At 64.9% G+C, this 24338-nt stretch carries 18 protein-coding genes; 7 read left to right on the top strand and 11 right to left on the bottom strand.

Annotated features, from left to right (window positions below):
* Window positions 1-6: 6 nt before the first annotated feature.
* The gene (locus ACUYMZ_RS09875; RefSeq protein WP_481603023.1) at window positions 7-2523 is read left to right on the top strand and encodes a DNA gyrase/topoisomerase IV subunit A; all 2517 of its coding nucleotides are present in this window, start codon (window positions 7-9) and stop codon (window positions 2521-2523) included.
* 77 nt (window positions 2524-2600) lie between these two features.
* Here the strand turns inward: ACUYMZ_RS09875 and ACUYMZ_RS09870 are convergent, their stop codons facing one another.
* Complete coding sequence (locus ACUYMZ_RS09870) at window positions 2601-2984, bottom strand: VOC family protein (protein ID WP_426007087.1); 384 nt, start codon at window positions 2982-2984, stop codon at window positions 2601-2603.
* Between the two features lie 128 nt (window positions 2985-3112).
* Between ACUYMZ_RS09870 and ACUYMZ_RS09865 the strand changes: the two genes are divergently transcribed.
* Window positions 3113-3631, top strand: coding sequence for a DinB family protein (locus tag ACUYMZ_RS09865; RefSeq protein ID WP_426007085.1), 519 nt, complete (start codon window positions 3113-3115; stop codon window positions 3629-3631).
* Here the strand turns inward: ACUYMZ_RS09865 and ACUYMZ_RS09860 are convergent.
* The 4 genes from ACUYMZ_RS09860 to ACUYMZ_RS09845 are packed head-to-tail and all read right to left on the bottom strand — an operon-like array spanning window position 3628 to window position 10771.
* Window positions 3628-4638 carry a GNAT family N-acetyltransferase gene (locus tag ACUYMZ_RS09860; protein ID WP_481603020.1) on the bottom strand — a complete coding sequence of 337 codons (1011 nt, stop codon included), beginning with the start codon at window positions 4636-4638 and terminating at the stop codon, window positions 3628-3630. The genes ACUYMZ_RS09865 and ACUYMZ_RS09860 overlap by 4 nt on opposite strands.
* A 9-nt stretch (window positions 4639-4647) precedes the next feature.
* Window positions 4648-8067 carry a thiol reductant ABC exporter subunit CydD gene (gene cydD / locus ACUYMZ_RS09855; protein ID WP_481603018.1) on the bottom strand — a complete coding sequence of 1140 codons (3420 nt, stop codon included), beginning with the start codon at window positions 8065-8067 and terminating at the stop codon, window positions 4648-4650.
* A gap of 7 nt (window positions 8068-8074) precedes the next feature.
* On the bottom strand, window positions 8075-9160 hold the full coding sequence (gene cydB, locus ACUYMZ_RS09850) for a cytochrome d ubiquinol oxidase subunit II (protein WP_481603017.1): 1086 nt from the start codon (window positions 9158-9160) through the stop codon (window positions 8075-8077).
* A gap of 18 nt (window positions 9161-9178) precedes the next feature.
* Entirely contained in the window at window positions 9179-10771 is a 1593-nt protein-coding gene (locus ACUYMZ_RS09845; RefSeq protein ID WP_481603015.1) for a cytochrome ubiquinol oxidase subunit I, read from the bottom strand.
* 279 nt (window positions 10772-11050) lie between these two features.
* Between ACUYMZ_RS09845 and ACUYMZ_RS09840 the strand changes: the two genes are divergently transcribed.
* Entirely contained in the window at window positions 11051-11437 is a 387-nt protein-coding gene (locus ACUYMZ_RS09840; protein WP_426007073.1) for a BlaI/MecI/CopY family transcriptional regulator, read from the top strand.
* Window positions 11438-11442: 5 nt separating this feature from the next.
* On the top strand, window positions 11443-12468 hold the full coding sequence (locus ACUYMZ_RS09835) for a M56 family metallopeptidase (RefSeq protein WP_426007071.1): 1026 nt from the start codon (window positions 11443-11445) through the stop codon (window positions 12466-12468).
* Between the two features lies 1 nt (window position 12469).
* On the opposite strand, the gene ACUYMZ_RS09830 is transcribed toward ACUYMZ_RS09835, so the two are convergent.
* Window positions 12470-13006 carry a Chromate resistance protein ChrB gene (locus tag ACUYMZ_RS09830; protein WP_426007070.1) on the bottom strand — a complete coding sequence of 179 codons (537 nt, stop codon included), beginning with the start codon at window positions 13004-13006 and terminating at the stop codon, window positions 12470-12472.
* 34 nt (window positions 13007-13040) lie between these two features.
* On the opposite strand from ACUYMZ_RS09830, the gene ACUYMZ_RS09825 reads away from it, so the two are divergent.
* Window positions 13041-14240, top strand: coding sequence for an MFS transporter (locus tag ACUYMZ_RS09825; RefSeq protein WP_481603012.1), 1200 nt, complete (start codon window positions 13041-13043; stop codon window positions 14238-14240).
* Window positions 14241-14249: 9 nt separating this feature from the next.
* Here ACUYMZ_RS09825 and ACUYMZ_RS09820 read toward each other — a convergent pair whose 3' ends face one another.
* Entirely contained in the window at window positions 14250-16358 is a 2109-nt protein-coding gene (locus tag ACUYMZ_RS09820; protein ID WP_481603010.1) for a DNA gyrase/topoisomerase IV subunit B, read from the bottom strand.
* A 265-nt stretch (window positions 16359-16623) separates the two neighbouring features.
* Here ACUYMZ_RS09820 and ACUYMZ_RS09815 point away from each other — a divergent pair, with 265 nt between their 5' ends.
* On the top strand, window positions 16624-16845 hold the full coding sequence (locus ACUYMZ_RS09815) for a DUF7455 domain-containing protein (RefSeq protein ID WP_426007065.1): 222 nt from the start codon (window positions 16624-16626) through the stop codon (window positions 16843-16845).
* Window positions 16846-17075: 230 nt separating this feature from the next.
* Here ACUYMZ_RS09815 and ACUYMZ_RS09810 read toward each other — a convergent pair whose 3' ends face one another.
* The 4 genes from ACUYMZ_RS09810 to ACUYMZ_RS09795 form a co-directional block, all read right to left on the bottom strand.
* Window positions 17076-18395 (bottom strand): RNA polymerase sigma factor, encoded by a 1320-nt coding sequence (locus tag ACUYMZ_RS09810; protein ID WP_426007063.1) that lies wholly within the window; start codon window positions 18393-18395, stop codon window positions 17076-17078.
* Window positions 18396-18651: 256 nt separating this feature from the next.
* Window positions 18652-19935, bottom strand: coding sequence for a DUF4192 domain-containing protein (locus ACUYMZ_RS09805; RefSeq protein WP_481603008.1), 1284 nt, complete (start codon window positions 19933-19935; stop codon window positions 18652-18654).
* A gap of 69 nt (window positions 19936-20004) precedes the next feature.
* Window positions 20005-21366 (bottom strand): MFS transporter, encoded by a 1362-nt coding sequence (locus tag ACUYMZ_RS09800; RefSeq protein ID WP_481603005.1) that lies wholly within the window; start codon window positions 21364-21366, stop codon window positions 20005-20007.
* 35 nt (window positions 21367-21401) lie between these two features.
* Window positions 21402-22340: a proteasome assembly chaperone family protein gene (locus tag ACUYMZ_RS09795; protein WP_426007057.1), complete on the bottom strand. Its 939-nt coding sequence runs from the start codon at window positions 22338-22340 to the stop codon at window positions 21402-21404.
* 313 nt (window positions 22341-22653) lie between these two features.
* Between ACUYMZ_RS09795 and ACUYMZ_RS09790 the strand changes: the two genes are divergently transcribed.
* Window positions 22654-24174 (top strand): leucyl aminopeptidase, encoded by a 1521-nt coding sequence (locus tag ACUYMZ_RS09790; RefSeq protein ID WP_481603003.1) that lies wholly within the window; start codon window positions 22654-22656, stop codon window positions 24172-24174.
* Window positions 24175-24338 lie beyond the last annotated feature (164 nt).

Below are 24338 nucleotides of genomic sequence, written 5' to 3'. Positions count from 1 at the left end.
GACCCCATGGCCCGCAGCCAAACTTCCGCACGCAAAGGCGAGCCGCTCGGCGATTTCACCGAGACGATCGTCGACATTGATGTCACCTCCGAAATGGAAGGCTCCTTCCTGGAGTACGCCTATTCGGTGATTTATTCGCGTGCCTTGCCAGATGCCCGTGACGGCCTCAAACCTGTTCAACGCCGCATCCTCTACATGATGGCGGACATGGGCCTGCGCCCGGACCGCGGCCACGTCAAGAGCGCCCGTGTAGTGGGCGAGGTCATGGGCAAGCTGCACCCGCACGGTGACGCCGCCATTTACGACGCCATGGTGCGTATGGCGCAGGACTTCTCCCTGCGGCTGCCTTTGATTGACGGCCACGGCAACTTCGGCTCGCTCGACGACGGCCCGGCAGCTCCGCGGTACACCGAAGCCCGCCTTGCGGCGGCCGCCCTCACCATGACCGACCACCTCGATGAAGACGTGGTGGATTTCGTCCCCAATTACGACAACCAGCTGACCCAGCCGGATGTCCTCCCGGCCGCGTTTCCCAACCTGTTGGTCAACGGCACCACGGGGATCGCGGTGGGTATGGCCACCAACATGGCGCCGCACAACCTGGTGGAGGTCATCGCCGCCGCGCGCCACCTGATCGCCAATCCCGAGGCAACCCTGGACGACATCATGAAGTTCGTCCCCGGCCCGGACCTCCCCACGGGTGGCCGCATCGTCGGCCTGGACGGCATCCGGGACGCCTACGCCACTGGCCGTGGCTCTTTCAAGACCAGGGCCAAGGTTGAGGTGGAACAGCTTTCGGCGCGCCGTACCGGGCTGGTGGTGACGGAACTGCCCTACATGGTGGGACCGGAAAAGGTCATCGAAAAGATCAAGGACGCCGTCAACGCCAAGAAGCTGACCGGTATCAGCGATGTCGTTGACCTGACGGACCGGAACCATGGCCTGCGCCTTGTGATCGAACTCAAGAACGGCTTCAACCCGAACGCAGTCCTCCAGCAGCTCTACCGCTACTCGCCGATGGAGGACTCCTTCGGCATCAACAATGTCACCCTGGTGGACGGCCAGCCCCAGACCCTTGGGCTGTTGCAGCTGCTGCAGGTCTACGTGGACCACCGCCTGAACGTGGTCCGCCGCCGTACCTCGTTCCGGCTCGGGAAGAAGAAGGACCGCCTCCACCTCGTGGAGGGCCTGCTGATCGCGATTGTGGACATTGACGAGGTCATCCAGATCATCCGGTCCTCGGATGAAGCCTCGGCTGCCCGTGAGCGATTGATGTCGATTTACGATCTCACGGAGATCCAGGCCAATTACATCCTGGAGCTGCGCCTGCGGCAGTTGACCAAGTATTCGCGCCTGGAGCTGGAGAAGGAGCAGGACGAGCTGCGCCGCGAGATCGAGGCGCTGGAGGCGATCCTCGGGTCCGACCAGTTGCTGCGGGAACTGGTCTCCGGTGAGCTGGCCGAAATCGCCGAAAAGTACGGCACTCCCCGTCGGACCGTGCTGCTTGAGTCCGAAGCCGTGTCCCCCACCGTGGCTGCTTCCCTCGCCGCGCCGGGCCCCAAGGGCAAGGCGGCGCCGCTTCCGCTGGAGATCCCGGACGACCCCTGCTGGGCCTTGCTCAGCGTGTCCGGACAGATCGCCAGGACATCCAACCAGGAACCGCTGGCTGAAGCGGGACCGCGGGCCAAGCACGATGTCTTCCGGTCCGTCGTCAAGACCACTGCACGCGGTGAGATCGGAGCCGTGACATCGCTGGGCCGCATGCTTCGCCTGCAGGTGATGGACATGCCGGTGCTCCCGCCCGTCAGCGGACTGCCCAACCTCGCCGGCGGGGTTCCTGCCAAGGAGTTCATCACCCTGCTGAAGGGAGAGTCCCTGGTGGCCTTCGTCCCGTTGGATGCCGTGCTGGCACTGGGAACGGCCCAGGGCGTGGTGAAGCGGGTCCAGCCGGATTACCCGCTCAACCGTGAGGACTGGGAGATCATCTCGTTGAAGGACAAGGATTCGGTCCTGGCGGTGGAGCCCGCGCAGGATGACGACGTCGATCTCGTCTTTGTGACCAAGCAGGCCCAGCTGCTTCGGTTCAGTGCCGCCAGCGTCCGTCCCCAAGGCCGGACTGCGGGCGGAATGGCGGGGATCAAACTGGCCGCCGGCGATGAAGTCATCCACTTCGGTGCCGTCCGCGCTGACGATCCTGCCGCCGTCGTGGTCACCATTGCCGGTACCCAGGGGGCTTTGCCGGGAACGGCGCCCGGTACGGCGAAAGTGACCGCCTTCGGTGAGTATCCGTCAAAGGGCCGGGCCACCGGCGGCGTGCGCGTGCACCGCTTCCTGAAGGGTGAGGACACGCTGCTGCTGGCCTGGGCGGGCCATGGGCCTGCCAAAGCGTCATCGGCAGCCGGCGTGGCCAGGGCGTTGCCCCACGAACACGGCCGCAGGGACGGTTCGGGGGTGCCGCTGTCGCAACCAGTGGAAGCCATCGGGCCAAGCATGGCGTGGCCCGGGGAGCCTGCTGAAGCCTGAGGATCACGCAGGAGGGCCGGCGACGCAGTTGTCGCCGGCCCTCCTGGTGCGGCAGCCTCTGCCGGCTGCCTGCCGGGCTAGCCGGCCTGGTTGATGCTCAGTATGTTCCCTTCCGTGTCCAGGAACCACGCTGCGGCACTTCCGTCGGGCATCCGGGCGATGCCGTTGTCCGTTTTCAGTCCCGGCTGGTCGTAGTCCTCGAACGTGACACCCTTTTCCCGCAGCTCCGCGACACTGGCAGCGACGTCGTCCACCATCCATCCCATCTGGGTATTTTTGGCGCTGCCCGCGTTCGGCGTTTGGTAGATGAAGAAGCCCGTACCGTTTCCGCATCTGTACTGAAGGTTGTCGTCGGCGTCCGGGTTTTCGGGTTCCAGACCGAGTTTCTCGCTGTAGAACGCGCGGGCCCGGCCAAGATCCAGTGCTGGTAAGACAGCACCCACTTGCTGATCCTTGAGCATGATTTTCTCTTTCCGGCTCTCCCCCCCGGGACGAACTCTACTCCGCGGCGGGTGCTCCGTCATGGGAAAAAGCCACCCGATTCAGTACTTCCGTCCGCCCCTTGCGGCGATTCGCCTAGACTGGCCGCATGCCGATCATTCCCGACCAAAAAGACTGGACCTGGGTCCTCTCGAAGCCCTGCCCCGAGTGCGGTTTCGACCCCTCCACGGTGACTCCTGCGACGGTCCCCGGCAGCGTGCTCAGCATGCTCCCCAGGTGGCGCGCGGTCCTGCGCCGGGAGGACGCTTCCGTCCGGCCCAATGACCACACGTGGTCACCCCTGGAGTACGCGTGCCATGTCCGCGACGTTTTCAGCATTTTCGACCAACGGCTGAACCTCATGCTCACCCGGGACGATGCCGCCTTCGATAACTGGGACCAGGACAAGGCCGCCGTGGAGGGCGACTACGGGTCTTCCGACCCGGAGGCCGTTTCCGGGGAACTTACCGTTGAGGGTGAGCAGGTCGCAGCGTCCTTTGCCCGCGTGGTGGAGGACGAATGGAACCGCACGGGAACCCGGAGCAACGGATCGGTCTTTACAGTGCTGACGTTTTCCCGCTACTTCCTTCACGATGTAGTCCACCATCTCCATGATGTGGACGGCTAAAGCATCTTCTCCCACGTCATGCTGCGGTTCACTGCCTGGTACCCCATCCCCACGTACAGCTTGAGCGCTCCGGTGGGGTTGGCCGAATCCACGTCAAGCGAAGCCACATCCATGCCGGCGCCGCTGAAGCGACGGAAGGCATCCGCCAGCAGCGCTTGGGCGATGCCACGGCCACGGTAGCCGCGGCGGACACCCAGCAACTCGGTGTAGCCCTCTTTGAAGCCCCTGTCCGCGGCGGCGTCGGGATCAAAGCTTGCGAGCTGGTACCCGGCCACCTCACCCGTTGCGGCGTCCAGGACCACGGCGCTCAGATCCGGGCGGGCGGTGGGTTCCTCCAGCGTAAACCGCCATGATTCCTCGTCGCGGGGTTCGCTCCCCCAGTGGTCCCTGAACGCGTCGTTGTGGGCCAGGCGCGCGAGCTCGTGGAAGGCCGGTTCGAAGGTCCGCAGCTCAAGTCCAGTATCGAGCCGGGCCTCCGGTGCGGGACCGGACAGGGGCCGGTGCATTTCGTTGAACCAGCGGACAATCCCGTAGCCCCGGGCCGTGAACAAGGCCGACTGATGGCCGTGCTGCTCTTCGGTCCTGATCCGCAGGCGGGGCGGGGCGGCCACGTATCCGGCAGCGGCGTCGGCCGCGAACCTGAGCCGGGTCAGTGCTTCCTGCCAGGCCAGGACGGCCGAGCCAATGCCCCGGTGCTGCCAGTCCGGATCAACGCATGCCATGGCATTGGCTTTGTCGCCGTCGGGGTTCTTGGTGATCCGGCCGTAGGCACGGGCTGTCCCGCCCTCGTCCAGGCCAAGCAGTGTGTGGGTGCGCGGATCGTTTTTGCCCGACTCCAGCACGTGGACCAGGTCGCCATGCTTCTCGTACCAGACAGGATGCTCGACGGCGGCAGTCCGGGCGATCAGGTCCGCCCAGTTCCGCAGGTCCCCGGCGGTGGCGGCCCGCCATCGAAGTCCTGTGGCGTCAGTGTCAGGAAGGATCGGTTCGTGGCCGTCTAAGAGCATGCCAACAGGCTACTGAGCGGCCGTCCGCCCGGCCAGTTCCGCCGCGCCGGGCGCCGCTGTGCTGATGGGGCCTGCGAGGTCCAGCCTGGCATCGGCAGGATCGATGTCCTGGGGATTGTGCGTCACCAGCACCACCGTCACCTCCCGCAAACCGCGCCGCAAGGCTGACATCATCTCCCGGGCCGAGTCCGCGTCAAGGTGGGCTGTCGGTTCGTCGAGCAGGAGGACGCGGGCACCTGTCAGCAGGGTCCGGGCCATGGCCAGCCGCTGCCGCTCACCGCCGCTCAGCCGCGAGCCTTCGGGTCCTATGCGCGCATCCAGTCCCCCGGGAAGCTTTGCCACCAGGTCGTCCAGGCCAACGTCGGCCAGTGCCTGATGCATCTCATCATCACCGGGCTTACTGCCCGCCGGTCTGGCCAGCAACAGGTTTCCACGGATGGTGGAATCAAAAAGGTGCGCTTCCTGGGGGCACCAGGCAGCAGTTCCCGTCAGTTTTACGCTCCCTTCGCTGACGGGGAGGAACCCCAGCAGCACGGACAACAGGGTGGACTTCCCCGCGCCGGACGGCCCTGTCACCGCGAGCCATTGTCCGGGCTGCGCCGTTGCCGAGACGCCCGTGAAGACCAACGGTCCGCCAGGCCAACGTGCACCAAGCCCGCTTAACTCAAGTCCCTCCCGACCATCACGGTCCGGTAAAACCTGCAACCCGGCGTCGTACTCTTCAGAGGCTTCAGCATGTCCGGCGTCCAGGGCACCGGACCCCGCCACACGTCGCAGGACGGCGGTCAGTGCCGGCGCCTGGCGGAGTGCCGGCACGATTCCGGCGTACGGTTCAACGAGGGCAAGCTGCATCAGCACGATGACAGCCACCAGCTCGGGTGCCATAGAGCCGTTGCGCACATCCGGCGCGGCCAGGACGCCCGCCCAAAGCGCGGCCAGGGAACAGGCAAGGACCGTCACCGCCTGCCCGAGCCCTTCGGCCCACGCCGAGCGTTGGGCCGCGGCGGTGGCAGCCCGGTCCTTCCTTCCCAGGGCAGCCAGCACCGGGGCAGCGACGCCATTGGCGGCCAGCCCCGCGCGGGAATCCAGCACGGACGCGACATCACCCAGGACCTCCTGGTGAAGCTGCTGCGCTGACCGGGCCGCGTTGCGGTCTGCCACGACCGCCGCCAGCGGAGCCACCACAAGGCCTGCGGCGGCGGCCACGGCAACGGCGGGCACAGCGGCCGGAAGAACCAGTGCGGTACTGATCAGGGCCGCAACCGCCACCCCCACGGCGGTCAACGGAGGCAGCACCACCCGGGGCAGGAGGTCCCGCAGGGTATCCACGTCGTCAATGATCGCGCCCAGGACGTTGCCGCCCCGCAGGAGCCGCCGCAGGGATAATGCCCGGCGGCTGAGCGATGCCCAAAGCGTCCCGCGCAGTGTGGTCATGGCGGCAAATACGGCGTCGTGGGTAAGCAGCCGCTCGCAATACCGCAGGACGGCGCGGCCGATTCCAAAGAACCTCACCCCGACGATTGCTCCCAGGAGGTACAGGATAGGGGGCTGCTCACTGGCGCGGATAATGAGCCAACCGGACAAACCGGACAGGGCCACCGCGAACAGCGCTGCCAGGATTCCCACGGAGCAAGCGGCTGCAAACTTCCACCGGACGGGGCGCAGGACAGCCCGAAGGCTGTCCAGGCTCCAGGCCGCGGATGCCACCGGTGCAGCCGCTGCTCCCGGCGCGGTTGGCTTGGTAGTGCCGGGACCCGCCGTTTCCAGCCCGGCGGCGGCTCCCCCGGGAGCCGAAGCCGCCGCGGGCACGTCAGGCGAAGAACTCCCGCCGAGGTGGACCACGTGGTCTGCGAGCGCACGGGTTGCCGCGTCATGGGCCACCAGGACCACGGTTGCTGTTCCGCGGACTGACTCAATGGCGCGCCGGACCGCTCCGGCAGTCTGCGGGTCAAGGTGTGCCGTAGGTTCATCGAGGAGCAGGACGGTAGTGCCTGCCTCGATGCGGGCAAGGCCACAGGCCACCGCGACCCTGCGCAGCTCTCCCGGGCTGAGTTCGGCGGGATGCTTTCCGGCGAGGTGGCCGGCGGAGGTCTTGTGCAGCACCCTGTCAGCGGCTGCTGCCTTGTCCGGCGCGGCGAGCCCCTCAAGGTACAGCTCGACTTCTTCCCTGACCGTGGTCGCCACCATGGCGGGATGTTGCGGCACCCAGGCCACGGCGGTACCGGGTCCCGGGAGCTCTACAGAGCCGGTCACGGCAGTTCCGCCGCCGTCGCCGATCAGTCCGGCCAGGACCCCCAGCACGGTGCTCTTGCCGACGCCGCTTGCGCCGGCCAGGGCGGTGACCTGGCCCAGCGGGGCGGTGAAGTCCAAGGGCCCGACGGCGGGAGCTGACCGACCGGCGTATGTCACCGCCAGGCCGCGCACCAGGATTCCGCTGGCGGAGGAGCCGGTTGGGCGTGCCGGGCCGTTACTGGAGGGAAGGGGGCGGGCCGGTGGTGTATCCAGCACGGTGTTGGTTGTTTCGAGCGCGGCCCTGCCGTCGTCGCTGGCGTGGTGCGCTGTGCCCAGCTCCCGCAGGGGCAGGTAGCAGTCCGGGGCAAGGATCAAGGCCAGGAGCCCGGCTTCAAGGGGCATGCTTCCGTCAACAAGCCGAACGCCGATGAAGACCGCCACCACTGCCACCGAGATGGTTGCGATCAGTTCCAGGGCGAGGGCCGAGAGGAACGCAACGCGGAGTGTCCCCATCGTTTTTACGCGGTACTGTTCGGAAATTTCCTCCAGCGCGGCGCGCTGTTCGACGGCGCGGCCCAGGCCCACCAGCACCGGAAGCCCCTTGGACAGCTCAAGGATGTGCCCTGACAATTTCCGCAGTGTCGATTGGGCGTCTTTGACGCTGTCTTCGGTGTGCCGGCCGATGATCACCATGAACAGTGGCACCAGGGGCACCGTCAGGACGATCACCACGGCACTGACCCAGTCGGCGAAGAGGATCCTGGCTCCGATGAGCAGCGGGACGGTGGCGCAGTTGACCAGTGCCGGGAGAAACTGGGTGTAGTAGTCGTCCAGGGCGTCCAGTCCGCGCGTGGCGAGGATGGCCAGGCCGCCGTCGTTGATTCCTCCCACGGGTGCCGGTCCGCCGTTGTCCAGTGCACGTTCCAGGAGCCGTGACCGCAGTTCCTCCTTGACCCCGAGCGCCGCCCGCCGGGCCGCGATCCCCTGCCCCCAGACCGTCAAGGAGCGCAGCAGGGCCCCGCCGGCTCCCCACAACAGGAGGCTGTTCCAGTCGCCGGAACCCTCCGTCAGGCCGGCCAGCATCCCGGCGACGGCCTGCGCCATGAGCACCAAAGACAAGGCTTTCAGAGCGGAGAGCAGCCCGATCACATACAGGGCAGTCCTGGTGGCCGGACCGGACGGGAAGGCGGGTTTCATGGGTCGCTCAGGCTTCCGGCGTGGAAGGGGTGCCGGGGGTGGTCCCGTCCTTGGAGACCAGTACCTTGGCCGCGATGGCCGGAAGGAAGCCGTGCGCCTCCGGGATGTGGGAGGCACTGACCCTGCGGCGGAACACCCAATAGGTCCAGGCCTGGTAGGCGATGACCAGGGGCAGTCCTACCGCGGCGACGATGCTCATGAGCCCCAGGGTGTAGTCCGAGGATGAGGCGTTGGCGATGGTCAGGTTGAAGGCGGGGTCGATGGTGGACGGAATGACCACCGGGAAGGAAGCACCGAAGATCGATGCCGTGGCGCAGACCACGAAAACACCGGTGGCGGCAAAGGCGCGTCCCTCAAATCCGCTGCGGGCGAGTTGCCAGGCAAGGGCCACGGCCACCACACCCGCCCCGGCAACGATCCAGGTCCAGGACTCACCGCTGATGAGCTGAACTGCGGCCATCCATCCCAGCATGGGAAGGACCGCCACCGGAAGCAGCCGTACGAACCAGCGCCGGGCGCGGTACCGCACGTCGCCGTCGGTCTTCAGCGCCAGGAAAGCCAGTGCGTGGACCAGGGCGAAGGCCACAACGCCCAGGCCGCCGAGCAGTGCGTAGCCGCTGAACCAGTCCAGGGGGCCGCCATCGCGGTCTCCGTTGGCGTTGATCGGCAGGCCCGTGGTGGTCAAGGCCAGGGCAGCGCCGATGCCGAACGCAGCCACAAAGGATCCGAGCGCGATCGCCCAGTCCCAGCCGTTGCGCCAGCGGACCGTGTCCACCTTGCCGCGGTATTCGAAGGCCACCGCACGGAAGATGAGTGCCACAAGGACGCACAGGAGCGGCAGGTACAGGGTGGAGAACAGCGACGCGTACCACAGCGGGAAGGCGGCGAAGGTGGCACCGGCCGCCGTCAGGAGCCACACCTCGTTGCCGTCCCACACCGGGCCGATGGTGTTGAGCAGGACCCTGCGGTCGGTGTTGTTGCGGGCAAAAAGCTTCATGAGCATGCCGACACCGAGGTCGAATCCTTCAAGGAAGAGGTAGCCGGTCCACAACACGGCGATCGCGATGAACCAAAGGGTGGGCAACAGTTCCATGGTGGTTTTCCTTAGCTCCTAGTAGGCAAAGGCCAGGACATCGTCGGCCGCGCCGGCGCCGGGAGTGCCGTCGTCGTTCTTGTCGCGTTGCTTGTTTGGGGTGTGGGCGAGTTCCGGCATGGCGGATGCCACGCCTCCCCGCACGTACTTGACCAGCAGCTTTACTTCCACCACAAGGAGGACGGCGTAGATTGCCGTCAGCACCACCAAGGAGCCCAGGAGCTCCCCCGCCGTGACGCCGGGCGAGACTGCTGCGGCGGTGAACATGAAGACCTGGTCGATCCCGTTCATGTCCGGGTTGGGTGCCACCACGAATGGTTGGCGGCCCATCTCGGTAAAGATCCAACCTGCGGCGTTGGCGCCAAAAGGAGCAAGGATGCCAAAGACGGCCAGCCGCATGAGCCACCTGGACGCGGGCACCACTCCCTTGCGAGTCACCCAGAGGGCCAGCAGGGCCGCGAAGGCAGCGATGCCGCCGAACCCGATCATCATGCGGAAGCCCCAGTAGGTGACTTCCATGACGGGAACATACTGGATCTCCTGGCCGGCACGGTCACCGTAGAGGGGGTTGTCGGGCAGGTGCGTGCCGTATTTCTCCTGGTATTCACCCAGCAGGCTGTTGACGCCTTTGACCTCGGTGGTGAAGTCGCCTTTCGCCAGGAAGGAGAGGATGCCCGGAACTTCGATGACGGCCACGATGTCGTCGCAGTTGGTGGCACCAAGGTTGCCCACGCTGAGCACGGAAAACCCGGTGCCGTCATGGCAGGCAGCTTCGGCGGCTGCCATTTTCATGGGCTGCTGTTCGAACATGAGCTTGCCCTGCAGGTCCCCGGTGATGGCGGTGCCGGCGAAGGAAATCATCGCCACGACGGCGCCCAGGCGGAGGGATCGCATCCACACCGAGTAGTCGGCTTTGTCGCGGCCGGGGATCTCAGCTTCCCCGGGGACCATCTTGCCGTCGGCGCCGACGGTGTCGATGCCGTCATGGCGGCGGCGCCACAGGTGGTACCAGGCGATGCCGAGCAGGAAGGCCCCTGCCACGCCCAGGGCGCCGAAGAGCGTGTGCGGCACGGCCACCATGGCCGTGTTGTTGGTGAACACAGCCCAGGCATCGGTCATGACAGGCCTGCCATCCACCATCTCCACGCCCACCGGGTGCTGCATCCAGGAGTTGGCCACGATGATGAAGTACGCGGAAAAGACTGACCCGAGCACGGCTATCCAGAGGCACGCAAGGTGCACCCCCCGCTTGAGCTGCTTCCAGCCGAAGATCCAGAGTCCCAGGAACGTGGACTCCACAAAGAAGGCCAGGAGCGCCTCAAGGGCCAGCGGGGCCCCGAAGACATCACCTACGAACCTGCTGTACTCGCTCCAGGCCATGCCGAACTGGAATTCCTGCACGATGCCCGTGGCAACTCCCATGATGAAGTTGATGAGGAACAGCTTGCCCCAGAACTTGGTCATGCGGAGATATTCGGGCTTTCCCGTCCGGTACCAGATCGTCTGGATGACAGCCACCACCAGCCCAAGGCCGATTGTGAGCGGCACCATCATGAAGTGGTAAACGGTGGTGATCCCGAATTGCCAGCGTGCGATTTCCAAAGCGTCCATGGCTGTCCTTAGTCCGGCGGCCGAAGTGCACCTGCACTTAGTTCTACGTTCTGTAGAAAACTCTCTTCTACACAGTGTAGAACATCAGCAGGGGGCACATGCCCATTCTTCACGTGGCGTTACACACCCGCCAGAGCCACCCTCCCTGCCGCGGCACGCCGATCGTTCTACCTCGCGTAGAATGGAAGGCTGAAACGCGGTAGATTTATCGTGGAATGTTGAATCATCGCCTCCCGCCTGCGGTTCTGCGGCGGGAAGCGGAAGGTAGGGACGGAACAGATGGCAAGTCTTGGGGAACTGGAACGGGCAGTCATGGATCTGCTCTGGGCAAGCCAGGAGGCTGCAACCGCCAACACGCTGCGCGACCTCCTGGCGCAGGATTCCGCTGCCGGTGACGGCTCGGAAGGACACCAGGGCAAGGACCTGGCAGTCACCACCGTGCTCACCGTCCTTTCGCGGCTCGAAAAGAAGGGCCTTGTGGAACGCGAGCGCGGCACCAGGCCGCACCGCTACCAGGCAGTCTCCAGCCGCGCGGACCACACGGCAGAACTCATGCACGAAGTCCTGGGCTCCGCCCCTGACCGGGAGGCAGTCCTGGCCCGCTTCATTGGTTCCGTCTCCGAAAGCGAAGCCGCTACCCTGCGCAAACTGCTCGGCTACAATTAGCCACTATGTTCTGGACCTCATACTTCCTGGCGGTCCTGGCAATCATCCTGGCGTGGCCGGTACCTGTCCTGCTCTCGCGCGCGCAGTGGCCGGCACGCTCCCCCTTCACCGCCATGGTCCTCTGGCAGGCCATAGCACTTGCCGGCGGGCTGTCCATGATCGGCGCCATGCTGGTGTACGGACTGGAGCCCATCGGCGATAACCTGATCGCCGGCCTGAAGAGCCTGGCAGGCATGGTCTTCAACAATGAGCCCACCACGGCGTTGGGTTTCTGGCACTTGTTTGCCCTCTCCGCCGCAGCTCTCCTGACAGCGCACCTGGTGTTCACCCTCCTTCTGACGTATTACAAGATCGAGCGCCAGCGCCGGCGGCACCGGGAACTCCTCACCCTCCTGGCCTCTCCGTCCGACGACGGACCTGGAACCGTGGTCATCAACCACGATTCGCCCGTCGCGTACTGCCTGCCTGGCGGTGCCCGCTCCGTCACCGTCCTGTCCGATGGCCTGATGGCCGCACTGGAACCGGCAGAGCTGCGGGCTGTGCTCATTCACGAAAACGCCCACCTCACCCAGCGTCACGATCTCCTGCTCTGGGCGTTCGCAGCATGGCGCCAGGCCCTGCCCTGGTTTCCCACCACCCGCCTTGCCCAGACGGCCGTCAACTCGCTCATCGAGATGCTGGCAGACGATGTCGCCCTGAGGACGGAAAGCAAGGGTACGCTCATCAAGGCGATCGCCATTGTGTCCAGCGGCAACGCCGCTCCCGCCCCGGACGGCCGGTCAGCCGCCGCGGGCCATGCAGCCTTCAGCGGCCAGGCGGCACTCAGCGGAACCGGCGCCGTCGTGGAGGCTACTTCGGTCAGCGCCACCGGCGGGGCCGATTCACCACGGACGACGGCGTCACGCGTCAGCCGCCTCCTCTCCCCCAAGCCGCCACTCGCCACGGGGCTCCGGGCACTGGTCCTGGCAGTTTCAGCCTTGCTGCTCGCCGTGCCAACGGCCCTGCTGATCGTGCCCGGACTGCTGGGCTGAGCTAGGTGAGGGTAGCTTCGTAGACCTGTTCCGCAAACGTCTCCAGGACATCGCTGCATCCGGCCAGTTGCTGTGCGGCGGCACGCGCTTCCGGAAGGGCAAGAACATCGCGTGCCTTCAAGTCCCGGTACCAGCGACGCAGGCGCTCGAGGCTTTGTTCTTCTTCTTCGAGTTCGGCCAGCGTGAACTTGCCAAGCATGGTCTCCTTGGCGATCTCCTCCATGAACTTCCCGCAGTCCTTGGAAAATTCCGCCCATTCTTCGGTGCGGGCGGCAGCAAACGCATCACGAAAGTCCACTCCACCGGTACCACGCGGCCGGGCCTCCACGACTGTCATGGACCCGTTACCCTTCAGCAGTTGATGGATGCGCTCAATCCCGGCCTCGAATGCGGGGTGGGCAGGAAGAATCCACGTGCCCGGAGAGATGGGTACAGCTCCGGATTTCCGCAACCCCCGCCAGACGGCCACCCGGTGCCGGGAGGGCTTTGCCGGAACATGCACCAACAGCAGCAGCCACTGCAATTCGACATCAACCACAACAGTCAATGTAGCAGCTGTTACATTCAGTGGTGTGACTTCCTCTTCCGGCAGCCAGTTACTGCCCTCCATCGGCGACCACCATCGCTGGCCGCTCTATGCTGCCGGCTTTACCACCGCGTTCGGCGCCCATGCAGTAGCTGCCGGGCTGGGGGCCGAAAGCGCGGACATCGGGTTGAGCCTCCTGGGGCTGGGACTCCTCCTGGCCCTCTATGACGTTGCTGAAGTTTTCCTGAAGCCCCTCTTCGGCGCCCTGAGCGACCGCATCGGTCCCAAACCAGTGATCGTCGGAGGCCTCCTTGCCTTCTCGGCAGCATCACTGGTTGGCCTGTGGGCCGACCAGCCGCTCATGCTGGCCGCGGCCCGGCTCGGACAGGGCATGGCAGCATCAGCCTTCTCACCTGCCTCGTCGGCGAGTGTGGCCCGACTCGCCGAGGGCAGGACCGGGCGATACTTCGGCCGCTACGGCTCATGGAAGGGCCTCGGCTATGCGATCGGGCCACTCCTGGGAGCATTGGCCATCATCCTGGGCGGTTTCAGCCTGCTCTTTGCCGTACTCTCCGGACTTGCACTGGCGGTGTCGGTTTGGGCGGTGGTGGCTGTGCCTAAACTGGCTCCGCTTCCGCGCCCCCGCTACACCCTTTTGGACCTCTGGCAGCAAAGCACGCAATGGTCCTTCCTTGGGCCGACCATCGTCCTGGCAGCCGGCACGGGAGCACTCGGTGCCGCTGTCGGATTCCTGCCGGCCCTGGCTGCCAGGGAAGGCCTGGGAACCGTCGGCAGCGTAGCCGCCGTGACTGTCCTGGCTGTTGCTTCGTCACTGATCCAGCCCTACGTCGGCAAGCTCAGGGACCGCGCAGTGATCGGCGACCGGGCAGGCATTGTGGCAGGCCTGCTGGCCATTGCGCTGGGCACGGCACTGGCAGGCATCCTGCCGGGAGGGCCGGGCATCTACACAGCAGCAGTCCTCATTGGAGCAGGCATCGGTGTCGCCACGCCGCTGGCCTTTGCCCACCTGGCGGATGCGACACCACCGGAACGACTGGGCAGGACCATGGGATCGGCGGAGTTGGGCCGTGAGCTCGGTGACGCGGGCGGACCTCTGCTGGTAGGCGGGGTCGCCGTTGCCGTGGGACTGCCGTGGGGGTTGGGTGCCCTGGCGCTGACCGTGGGGGCTGCAGCACTGGCCGCTCCCGGACATGCCGGGCCGGCGGACCAAAGGACGGGCCCCTAGAAAGTCTTCTCAGGCGTCGATGCGTTCACGATCCAGGGTGGAGGCACCGGCAATGATGAATTCCTTCCGCGGCGCCACATCAGAGCCCATGAGGAGATCGAACACCTCTTCGGCCCGCTGCGCGCTCTCGATTCCCACCTTGCGGAGGGTCCGGTGGCGCGGGTCCATGGTGGTCTCAGCCAGTTGCTGGGCGTCCATCTCGCCCAACCCCTTGTAGCGCTGGATGGGCTCCTTGTAGCGCTTGCCTTCCTTGGCCAGGTTGGACAGCAGGACGTGCAGTTCCGCTTCCGAATAGGTGTAGATCATCTCATTGGCCTTTTGGCCGGGGTTGATCACTTCCACGCGGTGGAGCGGCGGAACGGCAGCGAAAACCCGGCCTGCCTCCACCATCGGGCGCATGTAGCGGAAGAACAGGGTCAGCAACAAGGTGCGGATATGGGCGCCATCGACGTCGGCATCGGTCATCAGGATGACTTTGCCGTACCGGGCGGCATCGATGTCGAAGCTCCTGCCCGAACCGGCACCCACCACCTGGATGAGGGCTGCGCATTCGGCGTTGGAGAGCATGTCCCCGACGGATGCCTTCTGCACGTTCAGGATCTTGCCGCGGATGGGCAGCAGGGCCTGGAAATCGGAAGAGCGGGCCAGTTTGGCTGTTCCCAGCGCAGAGTCGCCCTCCACGATGAACAGTTCCGAACGCGCTACATCGTCGGTGCGGCAGTCGGCGAGCTTGGTGGGCATCGAAGACGTCTCCAGGGCGTTCTTCCGACGCTGGGTCTCCTTGTGGACACGGGCCGAGATGCGTGACTTCATCTCGCTGACAACCTTTTCCAACAACAGCGCCGACTGGGCTTTGTCGTTACGGTTGGCTGAATTGAGCCGGCTGGTGATTTCCTTCTCCACGACCCGGGCAACAATGGCGCGGACCGCGGAGGTTCCCAGGATCTCCTTGGTCTGGCCCTCGAACTGTGGTTCGGCTAGCCGCACCGTCAGCACGGCGGTGAGCCCTGCCAGGACATCGTCCTTTTCAATTTTGTCGTTGCCCGCCTTGAGCTTGCGCGCGTTGGCTTCGATGACCTTGCGGAACGTCTTGAGCAGTGCCGCCTCGAAGCCCGCCTGGTGGGTGCCGCCCTTGGGTGTGGCGATGATGTTAACGAAGCTGCGGACCGTCGTGTCGTAGCCGATTCCCCAGCGGAGGGCTATGTCCACTTCGCAGTCCCGTTCAACGTCAGCGATCTTGCTGTGCCCGTTCTCGTCCAGGACGGGTACGGTCTCCTTGAACTTGCCCGAGCCATGCAGGCGCCAAACATCCGTGACACCGGAATCGGAGGCCAGGAACTCCACGAACTCCGAAATGCCGCCGTCGTGATGAAAAACTTCTTCATGGATCCCGTTCTCACCCGGGGTACCGGCGAGCCTGCGCTCGTCACGCACGGTGATTTTCAGTCCCGGAACCAGGAAGGATGTCTGCCTTGCCCTGGCCACAAGATCGTCGTACGAGAAGCGGGCATCAGGGGTGAAGATCTGCCGATCGGCCCAGTAGCGGACCCGGGTGCCGGTGACACCCCGTTTGGCTTTCCCGACAACATCCAGGACGGAATTCTCAATGAAGGGTTCGAAGGGGGAATTGGGACCGGGCTTGGCCCCGGAATCATTGAAACGGCCGGGCTCGCCGCGGCGGAACGACATCTGGTACGTCTTGCTGCCACGGTCCACCTGGACATCCAGACGGCTGGAGAGCGCATTGACCACGGAGGCGCCAACGCCGTGCAGACCGCCCGAGGCCGTGTAGGAACCACCGCCGAACTTGCCGCCGGCATGCAGTTTGGTGAACACGACCTCGACGCCGGACAGGCCCGTCTTCGGTTCGACGTCCACCGGGATGCCCCGTCCGTCGTCGTGGATTTCCACCGAGTTGTCCGCATGGAGGATCACCTTGATGTCGTGCCCGAACCCTGCCAGGGCTTCATCCACGGCGTTGTCGATGATTTCCCAGAGACAATGCATCAAGCCGCGCGAGTCAGTGGAGCCGATGTACATGCCAGGGCGCTTGCGGACAGCTTCCAGCCCTTCCAGAACGGAAAGGTGCCGGGCGTTGTATTCAGAACTAGGTGCCACTCGCAGTGCGCTCCTTCGGGGTCTATCTCAAAGTGATGCCGGGGTGTTTGGCCGTCCGGCACGCCAGTGTTTTCAAGGCAAACACAGCCCATACTAGGGTAGCCGCAGGCCCGGCCCGCGCCCGTGTGCCACTCCAGGGCAGACGCGGGGTGCGTCGTTACGTTACCCACATGTGATACGCGGACAGCGAAAGTGACCCATCCTTGCCATGGTTCACCAACGAATGCTGGTTATATGGATGTACAGAACTACCAAGGAGGCCGACATGACAACAGCAGTTGCAGACCGCACGCTCAACGCAGCCGACAGGTGCGACCGTTGCGGAGCCCAGGCATACGTCCGCGTTGTACTCGAGTCCTCCGGCGGTGAGCTGCTCTTCTGCGCTCACCACGCACGTGCAGTCGAGGCTACGCTTCGGCCCCTGACCTCGGACTGGCACGACGAGACCGAGCGCCTCAACGAGAAGGCCCCGGTCCCCGTTGACTAACTGAGGCCAGCAGGACCGGATCCATCCGGCTGCAGGGTCACGACGTCGAGGGATCGACTACGCGAGCGACCAACGCTTGACCATGAACGAGGCTCCTCCCACAAAGGGAGGAGCCTCGTTTGCTTGTTTGACCAAACAGTCCGCAGGGCACTGGCCGCTGAGTGGGCTTTAAGTGCCATGGCCCGGCCGGAAGATTCCAGCCGGGCCATGGCACTGACGTGCTCGTATTCCTAGTCCAGGTAGTCCCGCAGAACCTGCGACCGCGAAGGGTGCCGGAGCTTGGACATGGTCTTGGATTCGATCTGGCGGATGCGTTCGCGCGTCACTCCGTAGACCTTGCCGATTTCGTCTAAAGTCTTCGGCTGTCCATCGGTCAACCCGAAGCGCATGGCAACGACCCCTGCTTCCCGCTCGGAAAGGGTGTCCAGGACGGAATGAAGCTGTTCCTGGAGCAGCGTAAAGCTGACGGCGTCAGCCGGAACAACGGCTTCCGAGTCTTCGATGAGGTCGCCGAATTCGGAGTCGCCGTCCTCACCCAAGGGGGTGTGCAGGGAGATCGGCTCACGGCCGTACTTCTGGACCTCCACGACTTTCTCGGGAGTCATGTCCAGTTCCAGTGCCAGTTCTTCCGGCGTAGGTTCACGGCCGAGGTCCTGGAGCATCTGGCGCTGGACGCGCGCCAGCTTGTTGATGACTTCCACCATGTGTACTGGAATACGGATGGTGCGTGCCTGGTCGGCCATGGCACGGGTAATGGCCTGGCGGATCCACCATGTGGCATAGGTGGAGAACTTGAAGCCCTTGGTGTAGTCGAACTTCTCCACGGCCCGGATGAGGCCGAGGTTGCCTTCCTGGATCAAATCGAGGAACAGCATGCCGCGACCGGTGTAGCGCTTGGCCAGCGACACCACCAGGCGAAGGTTGGCTTCAAGCAGGTGGTTCTTTGCACGCTTGCCGTCGTGGATCACGAACTCGAGTTCACGGCGCAGCTTCGGATCCATGGAGCCGTCGTCGTTGTTGATCTTCTCTTCGGCGAACAAGCCGGCCTCGATGCGGAGCGCGAGGTCGACTTCCTGCTCGGCGTTCAGCAGCGCAACCTTGCCGATCTGCTTCAGGTAGTCCTTGACGGGGTCAGCGGTAGCGCCGGCTGACATAACCTGCTGGACGGGGGCGTCGTCGTCGTCCGCGTCCGAGTAGACGAATCCGGACCCGGTGGGAGCGGGCTTGTCCTTGGGGGCATCGGAGGTGTCATCGGCGTCGTCGTCGCTTACTTCCACTTCTTCAGCGGCAGCAGGGTCGAAGTCCTCATCCTCGACAGTGACGTCGTCGGTGTCTTCATCGACGTCGCCAGGAGCAGCAGCGGATTCTGCTGCGGCCTTGGCGCCCGGCTTGGGTCCACGCTTCTTAGGAGCCGGCTTGTCGGAATTGCCCTCTCCGGGCTTGTTGGCGGCACGGGTTGCCGCCCGCTTTGCCGAAGTGGCCGCCTTCTTTTCCTCAGCGGACAGTTCGGCCTGGGCGGCAAGTTCCTTCTCGACGGAAGACGGGGTCACAGAAAACCTTTCTAGCGGCGGTCTGTGGAATCACCATGTGGGCAACACCACTATGACCCTGTCAAGTCCGCGATCAATTTCAAATGCGATCGCCACCTGCAGAGTCACTCTGTACAACTGCCGGCGTCACTGAAATGTTCCCGCTCACGGAGCCATTCAACGCATTCAAACGCGGACCCAACCGGGTCTCGGCATCCATTGTCTCACGATTTTGTGAGGAGTACGCCTGTTGAAGAAGTCCGGCCTGTAAGCGGTGTCAGATCCCGCAGCTTTTGTGGGTGCCCCAGGCGGACTCCTGGCGCATCGCCCACGGACAGATCGTTCCCTGGCCCATGATCCCGTTCAGGAGTTCGGCCAGGCGGTAGCCAGGCTCCGCGGCGTCCGCTTTGACGAGGCAGGCATGCGCGTGTGAGCCGCTGCCCTTGCACCACGCAATCCAACCTTGCATGGTCAACGCGGCAGCAGCCACGACCCCCTGTTCTTCATCGGCAATGATGCGGGACAGGAGTTGCTGCAGCGCATCCAAACGAGCCCAGTCTGGAAGGCCGGGCTCGATGCCCAGCAGGACTTCACCGTAGGAGTACACCGTTCCATGCTCCTGTTCAGTGCCGCACGGCGCACCCGACGGGACCAACGCGCGTGCGTCCAAGCCGAAATCCGCCGGATCGACCGGCAGGTCAGCGGAGTCGTCCCCGGGAAACAAACCGAAGGCGACGGCGCCCGCCTCGGCAGTCTCCATTCCGGCCGCGGCCATGACCACTACAGCATCCCGCCATGCCGGGCGCCTGAGCGTCGCGCGAAGGAAGCCGGCGAGTTTGACGCCTTCCGCAGTCCCGGCGGCGTCATCCAGTAGGCAGCTTGCCGGAAACGCATCCAGCACCTGCGCCCATATGGAGGTGACGGTCCGGAGGCATTCCAGGCTTTTCCAGGCCTCCTCCAGGCAGCCGGCATAGTACTCTTCGGCAGCGAGAATGGCAGGATCCATGGGTGCGCCGCCGGCCATCGGCATGTCTGCGCCCCCTGTGCCCCGGCGGGACCCCGGCCGCGGGCCCACGGCACTGCCCCGGTAGACCATCTCGGCGCCGAGTTGGCTGCTGCGGATCCGGTCCACAGGCAGACCCGGGAAGGGACAGCAGTCTTCGTCCCCGCAGAAGGCGCCGCGCCAATACTCGCTGCCAACGAGCCAGGCATCCCGCACTTCCAGGCCGGCACGTTCCAGGCAGCCTTGGAGTTCGGACAGCAGTGGAAGCGTGCTGGCCAGCACTGTACCGTCCCCCCAGCCGTCATCCGTATACACGGCCAGGACAACCCCTGTGGCAGCCTTATCAGCCCGCAGGCAACTCCGGACATGTGCCGCAAAACCGGCCAAGGCTGCGTCCGACCGGACAGTGGGGAGGTCTACCCTGAGGGTGGCCCCGAGGATTTTTCCCTGCATGGTGATGGCAACAAGGCTGTCTTCAGGCCAATAACCCAGCAGGTGCGGAATGTAGGCGAGGATGTCTTCAGGCTGGCGGATGCTCAGGATCTCTGTGGTGGTCATGTCCCAAGCTTGGGCAACCGCTGTGCTGACCGGCAGGGACCACTTGCCCTATGTGGATAAAGGCGCGCATCAGCGCTCCCGCGTGGCATCAGGTCTTGAACGTGCGGACCTTCTGCGTTCCACACGATCCCGGCGCTGTCGTGCCAGCGCCATCATGAGGGGCGCAACATGGACGCCCTGCGCGGCCATCTGCTGCCGGACCTTCCGCCGGGACCGGAGGATCAGGACCGTCCCGATGCCCAACAGCACGAACTGAACACTCAGGGCGATCCGGAAGGGTGCCAGTCCGTACAACTGCCCCTGGGAAAATCCCGTGGAATGGAGGATATCCAGCACGAGGCCAATCAGGTAAATGGCCACCAGGGCGGCAATGAATCCACCGACATTGACGATTCCGGTGGCGGTTCCGATGCGGTGTGAGGGGTTGAAGGTGCGGGCGAAGTCGAAGCCGATCATGGAGCCCGGGCCGCCGACAGCCAGCACCACTACCAGAATGACCAGCAACCACAGTGGCGCCCGGCCCGGGAGCAGGAGAACAGCCGCCCAGGCCAGGGCCGTTGCCATGGTGATCAGCAGCACCATGGCTGAGCGACGCATGGGATGCCGCGACACAAACCTCCCGAAGCCCGGCCCGGAGAGGATCGCCGTGGCGACAAAGACCGCCATCAGGGCAGAAACCGTACCGGCGTCCAGGCCCTGCGCGGAGAGCAGGAACGGGTAGCCCCAGGACATGGCGAACAGGTTGCCGCTGAACTGCACGGTGAAATGGCTCCACAGCCCAAGGCGGGTACCCGGCTGCTTCCACGCCCGGGCTACCGATACACCGGTTGCCCGCAGGCCTTGCGCAGTCTGGCGCGGTGGGTGTCCCGGAGGCGCGTCCCGCAGCAGGACCGCCACCAGCACCACAGCCAGCACCGACATGGCGGCCAGGGACAGAAACGCGGGTGTCCATCCTGCCGCGTGCAGGAGAAGCGCGAAGGGCACCACGCTGAACAGCTGCCCCAGCTGCCCGCACATGCCCGTCAACTGCGTGACCAGCGGGGCCCGGGCGGGAGCGAACCACAGCGGCACGAGCCTGATGACGGAGATAAAGGTCATGGCGTCACCGGCCCCGACCAGCACCCGCCCCAGCACGCCGCCAGGGACGCTGTCCGCAAAGGCCAGCTGCAATTGGCCCAGGCCCATGAGCGCAGCTCCGCCAGCCACCATGGCCCGGGAGCCGAACCTGTCCACGAGGATCCCTACGGGAATCTGCAGGCCGGCATAAACCAGCAGTTGGAGCACGGTGAAGAAGGAGATGGCTGCCGCGGTTGCATTGAACCGCTCGGTTGCCTCAAGTCCGGCAACACCAAACGACGTGCGCTGGGCCACTGCCACCAGGTACGCGAAGACGCCGATCGTCCAGATGAGCCAGGCGCGGGGTGCGGTCACCCCACAATTATGCCAGCCCCCGCCTCAAATCAGATTTATTGAGTCGAATCCTTGCGGGCCAAATACGCCTCGACCGCCGCGCCGATGTCCTCCGCGTCCGGCAGCTCGTGGTTCTCGTAGGCAAGGAGGGACCTGCGCACGACGCCCTCTGATTTTTCGTCATAACGCGCCTCAAGATTGGACACCACCGCCTGCACTTCCTCCGACGCCTCGATCTGCTCCGCGATCTGGCGCCCCACCTCGCGGCCGGCTTCCCGGAGCCGGTCCGTCGGCAGCATCAACGACGTTGCTGCTCCCAGGTACTCCAGCCCGGCAACAGCGGCCGTCGGGTATTCGGCTTCAGCAAGGTAGTGCGGTACGTGGATCACATAGCCGGCCACGTTGTGGCCCGCTTCAGTGAGCCGCAACTCAAGGATGTGTCCGATCGCAGCAGGAACGTCCACCGTGGGTTTCCAGCTTGAAATACCGTCGATGAGCTCGGGGCGGTTTCCATGGACGGTCACCCCGATCGGGCGCGTGTGCGGTACGGGCATGGGGATGGAATGGATCCAGGTCACCAGGTTGACGTCAAGCTTCTCGACGATCCCGACGACGGCCCGCGAGAAACGCTCCCACTGCAGGTCGGGTTCGAAACCGGCCAGCAGCAGGAAAGGCTGGCCCAGCCCATCCGTGAGCTTATAGAGGGCAAGCCGGGGGGCGTGGTAATCCTGCAGGTGGTCCTGCACGAAGCTGATATGGGGCCTCCGCGATCGGTAATCGATCAACTGGTCGGCATCGAACACGGCCACGACTTCGGAGTCGAGCTGGTCCAGCAACTCGGCATTGATCTGCTTGACCACGTGGCCGGCATCGGCAAACCCGGTAAATCCCATGACCATGTTCAATCCCCGCAACCCGGGACTGTGGAAGGTCTCGATGTTGCTGGCGTAAAGCGCCTCGGGGTCCAGGAGGGAGCCGGAGATCCGTTCAAACACGGCATGATCCTTTCACTGTGGCAAAGTTCGTCGCATTCCTGACATGGAGCGGCAGGCCCTCCATGGTGTTGCGTACTGGGTATAACGCGGCGCGGCCAACCGACATTCCTGTCTGTCGTGTGCCGCAGATCTCATTTAATTGCTGTCCGCAGCCTTCAAGAGACTACGATCGAATCGGGCCGACGTCCTCTTGCGACGCTGGGCCTGCAGACCAAGGCCGCCGTCGCAAGAGGACGTCGGGCGCGTACCGGGGCTGGTCCGCCAAACATGCGGTTCCGCCATGCAATGCAGAGAGAAGTGAGGAAACATCCTCGTGGTCAAGACTACTGACATCATCCTCGGCCTTATCGCCAAGGACCTGAAAAAGTCCCCCAGCGACGCCTTGGTGCTTGGCGTTGCCCAGGGCACGAACGGGCCGGAACTCCTTCCCAACCCGCTGAGCGCCAAGGCCGCCGAATCGCTGGCCGCCTCGCTCAAGCTCCTGGGAATCACCGGCGCCCCGGACCAGGTCCACCGCCTTCCCGGCCTGCCCGAGACCGGCTCAGGAGTGCTGGTGCTGGCCGGAACGGGCAAGCTGCAGGACGGAAGCCTGACCGGCGAGGCCCTGCGCCGCGCGGCCGGCTCGGCAGTGCGGCAGCTCGCCGGCATCCCGTCAGTAACTCTTGCGCTCCCGACGGCGACCGTCGCCGAGGTCGCCGCTGTCGCCGAGGGTGCCGCCCTGGGGGCCTATTCCTACACGGAACACCGCTCAAGCAAGGACGGCCTGAAGGCACCTGTCGGCAAGGTCCTGATCTCCACGGACGTCGATCCCAAGGCTGCCCAGCCGGGCCTGGACCGGGCCATCGTCCTGGCCCGCGCGGTGAACGCCACCCGGACACTCGTCAACCAGCCTCCGAGCCACCTTTTCCCGGAGTCCTTTGCAGAGTCCGCCAAGGAACTCTCCAAGGGCCTGCCCGTCAAGATCACGGTGTGGGACGAAAAGCGACTGGAAAAGGAAGGCTTCGGCGGCATCCTCGGGGTTGGCAAGGGTTCCACGCGGCAGCCGCGGCTGGTCAAGGTGGAATATGCGCCCGCAAAGGCAACGCAGAAGATCGCCTTGGTGGGCAAGGGGATCACGTTCGACACCGGTGGCATTTCCATCAAACCGGCCCTTGGCATGGGTGACATGAAGAGCGATATGGCCGGCGCCGCCGTCGTTCTTAACACTGTCCTGGCCATCGCCTCACTGAACCTGCCCATCAAGGCAACCGCCTGGCTGTGCATTGCAGAAAACATGCCTTCAGGTGCCGCCCAGCGGCCCGCCGATGTCCTGACCATATATGGGGGCAAAACCGTGGAAGTCCTCAACACCGACGCTGAGGGCCGCCTGGTCATGGCCGACGGCATCGTGGCCGCCAGCCTGGAAAAGCCTGACGCCATCATCGACGTGGCGACTCTGACCGGGGCGCAGCTTATCGCCCTGGGCCTGCGCACAGCCGGTGTCATGGGCTCGGACTCCGTCACTGCCGCCCTGAAAACCGCCGCGGACCGGGCCGGTGAACTTCTCTGGCCCATGCCCCTTCCGGAAGAACTGCGCCCAAGCCTGGACTCGCAGGTGGCGGACATCGCCAACATCGGCGAACGCAATGGCGGCATGATGACGGCCGCCGTCTTCCTGCGCGAGTTCGTAGGCAAGGATGGCACCGGGGAACAAATTCCCTGGGCTCACATCGACATTGCGGGTCCGTCGTTCAACAACGGCAGCCCCTACGGCTACACCCCCAAGCAGGGCACCGGCTGCACTGTGCGGACCCTGGTGGCGTACGCGGAGGACCTGTTGGCCGCTGCTTCGTAGTGCGGTCATCCCATGCTGCGGGGGCCTTCGGGCAACCTGGCCAAAGGCCCCCGCAACCCCGGAATTATGCGGAAGGTAGCCCTGTGTCACAAGTGAACGTGAGTCTCGACACAAGCGCTCCACAAACGCCGCGCGAGGGTGGAGCATGGGTAGGTGGTTCGCTA

It is taken from the genome of Arthrobacter sp. T572 (genome assembly GCF_056780115.1).
This window is presented reverse-complemented; position numbering and strand designations above follow the sequence as displayed.

Coding starts and splice junctions, on each gene's coding strand:
- cydB (WP_481603017.1), bottom strand. CDS start 9,160: ATGGAACTGTTGCCCACCCTTTGGTTCATCGCGATCGCCGTGTTGTGG.
- ACUYMZ_RS09815 (WP_426007065.1), top strand. CDS start 16,624: ATGACAACAGCAGTTGCAGACCGCACGCTCAACGCAGCCGACAGGTGC.
- ACUYMZ_RS09870 (WP_426007087.1), bottom strand. CDS start 2,984: ATGCTCAAGGATCAGCAAGTGGGTGCTGTCTTACCAGCACTGGATCTT.
- ACUYMZ_RS09835 (WP_426007071.1), top strand. CDS start 11,443: ATGTTCTGGACCTCATACTTCCTGGCGGTCCTGGCAATCATCCTGGCG.
- ACUYMZ_RS09840 (WP_426007073.1), top strand. CDS start 11,051: ATGGCAAGTCTTGGGGAACTGGAACGGGCAGTCATGGATCTGCTCTGG.
- ACUYMZ_RS09875 (WP_481603023.1), top strand. CDS start 7: ATGGCCCGCAGCCAAACTTCCGCACGCAAAGGCGAGCCGCTCGGCGAT.
- ACUYMZ_RS09860 (WP_481603020.1), bottom strand. CDS start 4,638: ATGCTCTTAGACGGCCACGAACCGATCCTTCCTGACACTGACGCCACA.
- ACUYMZ_RS09865 (WP_426007085.1), top strand. CDS start 3,113: ATGCCGATCATTCCCGACCAAAAAGACTGGACCTGGGTCCTCTCGAAG.
- cydD (WP_481603018.1), bottom strand. CDS start 8,067: ATGAAACCCGCCTTCCCGTCCGGTCCGGCCACCAGGACTGCCCTGTAT.
- ACUYMZ_RS09845 (WP_481603015.1), bottom strand. CDS start 10,771: ATGGACGCTTTGGAAATCGCACGCTGGCAATTCGGGATCACCACCGTT.
- ACUYMZ_RS09805 (WP_481603008.1), bottom strand. CDS start 19,935: ATGACCACCACAGAGATCCTGAGCATCCGCCAGCCTGAAGACATCCTC.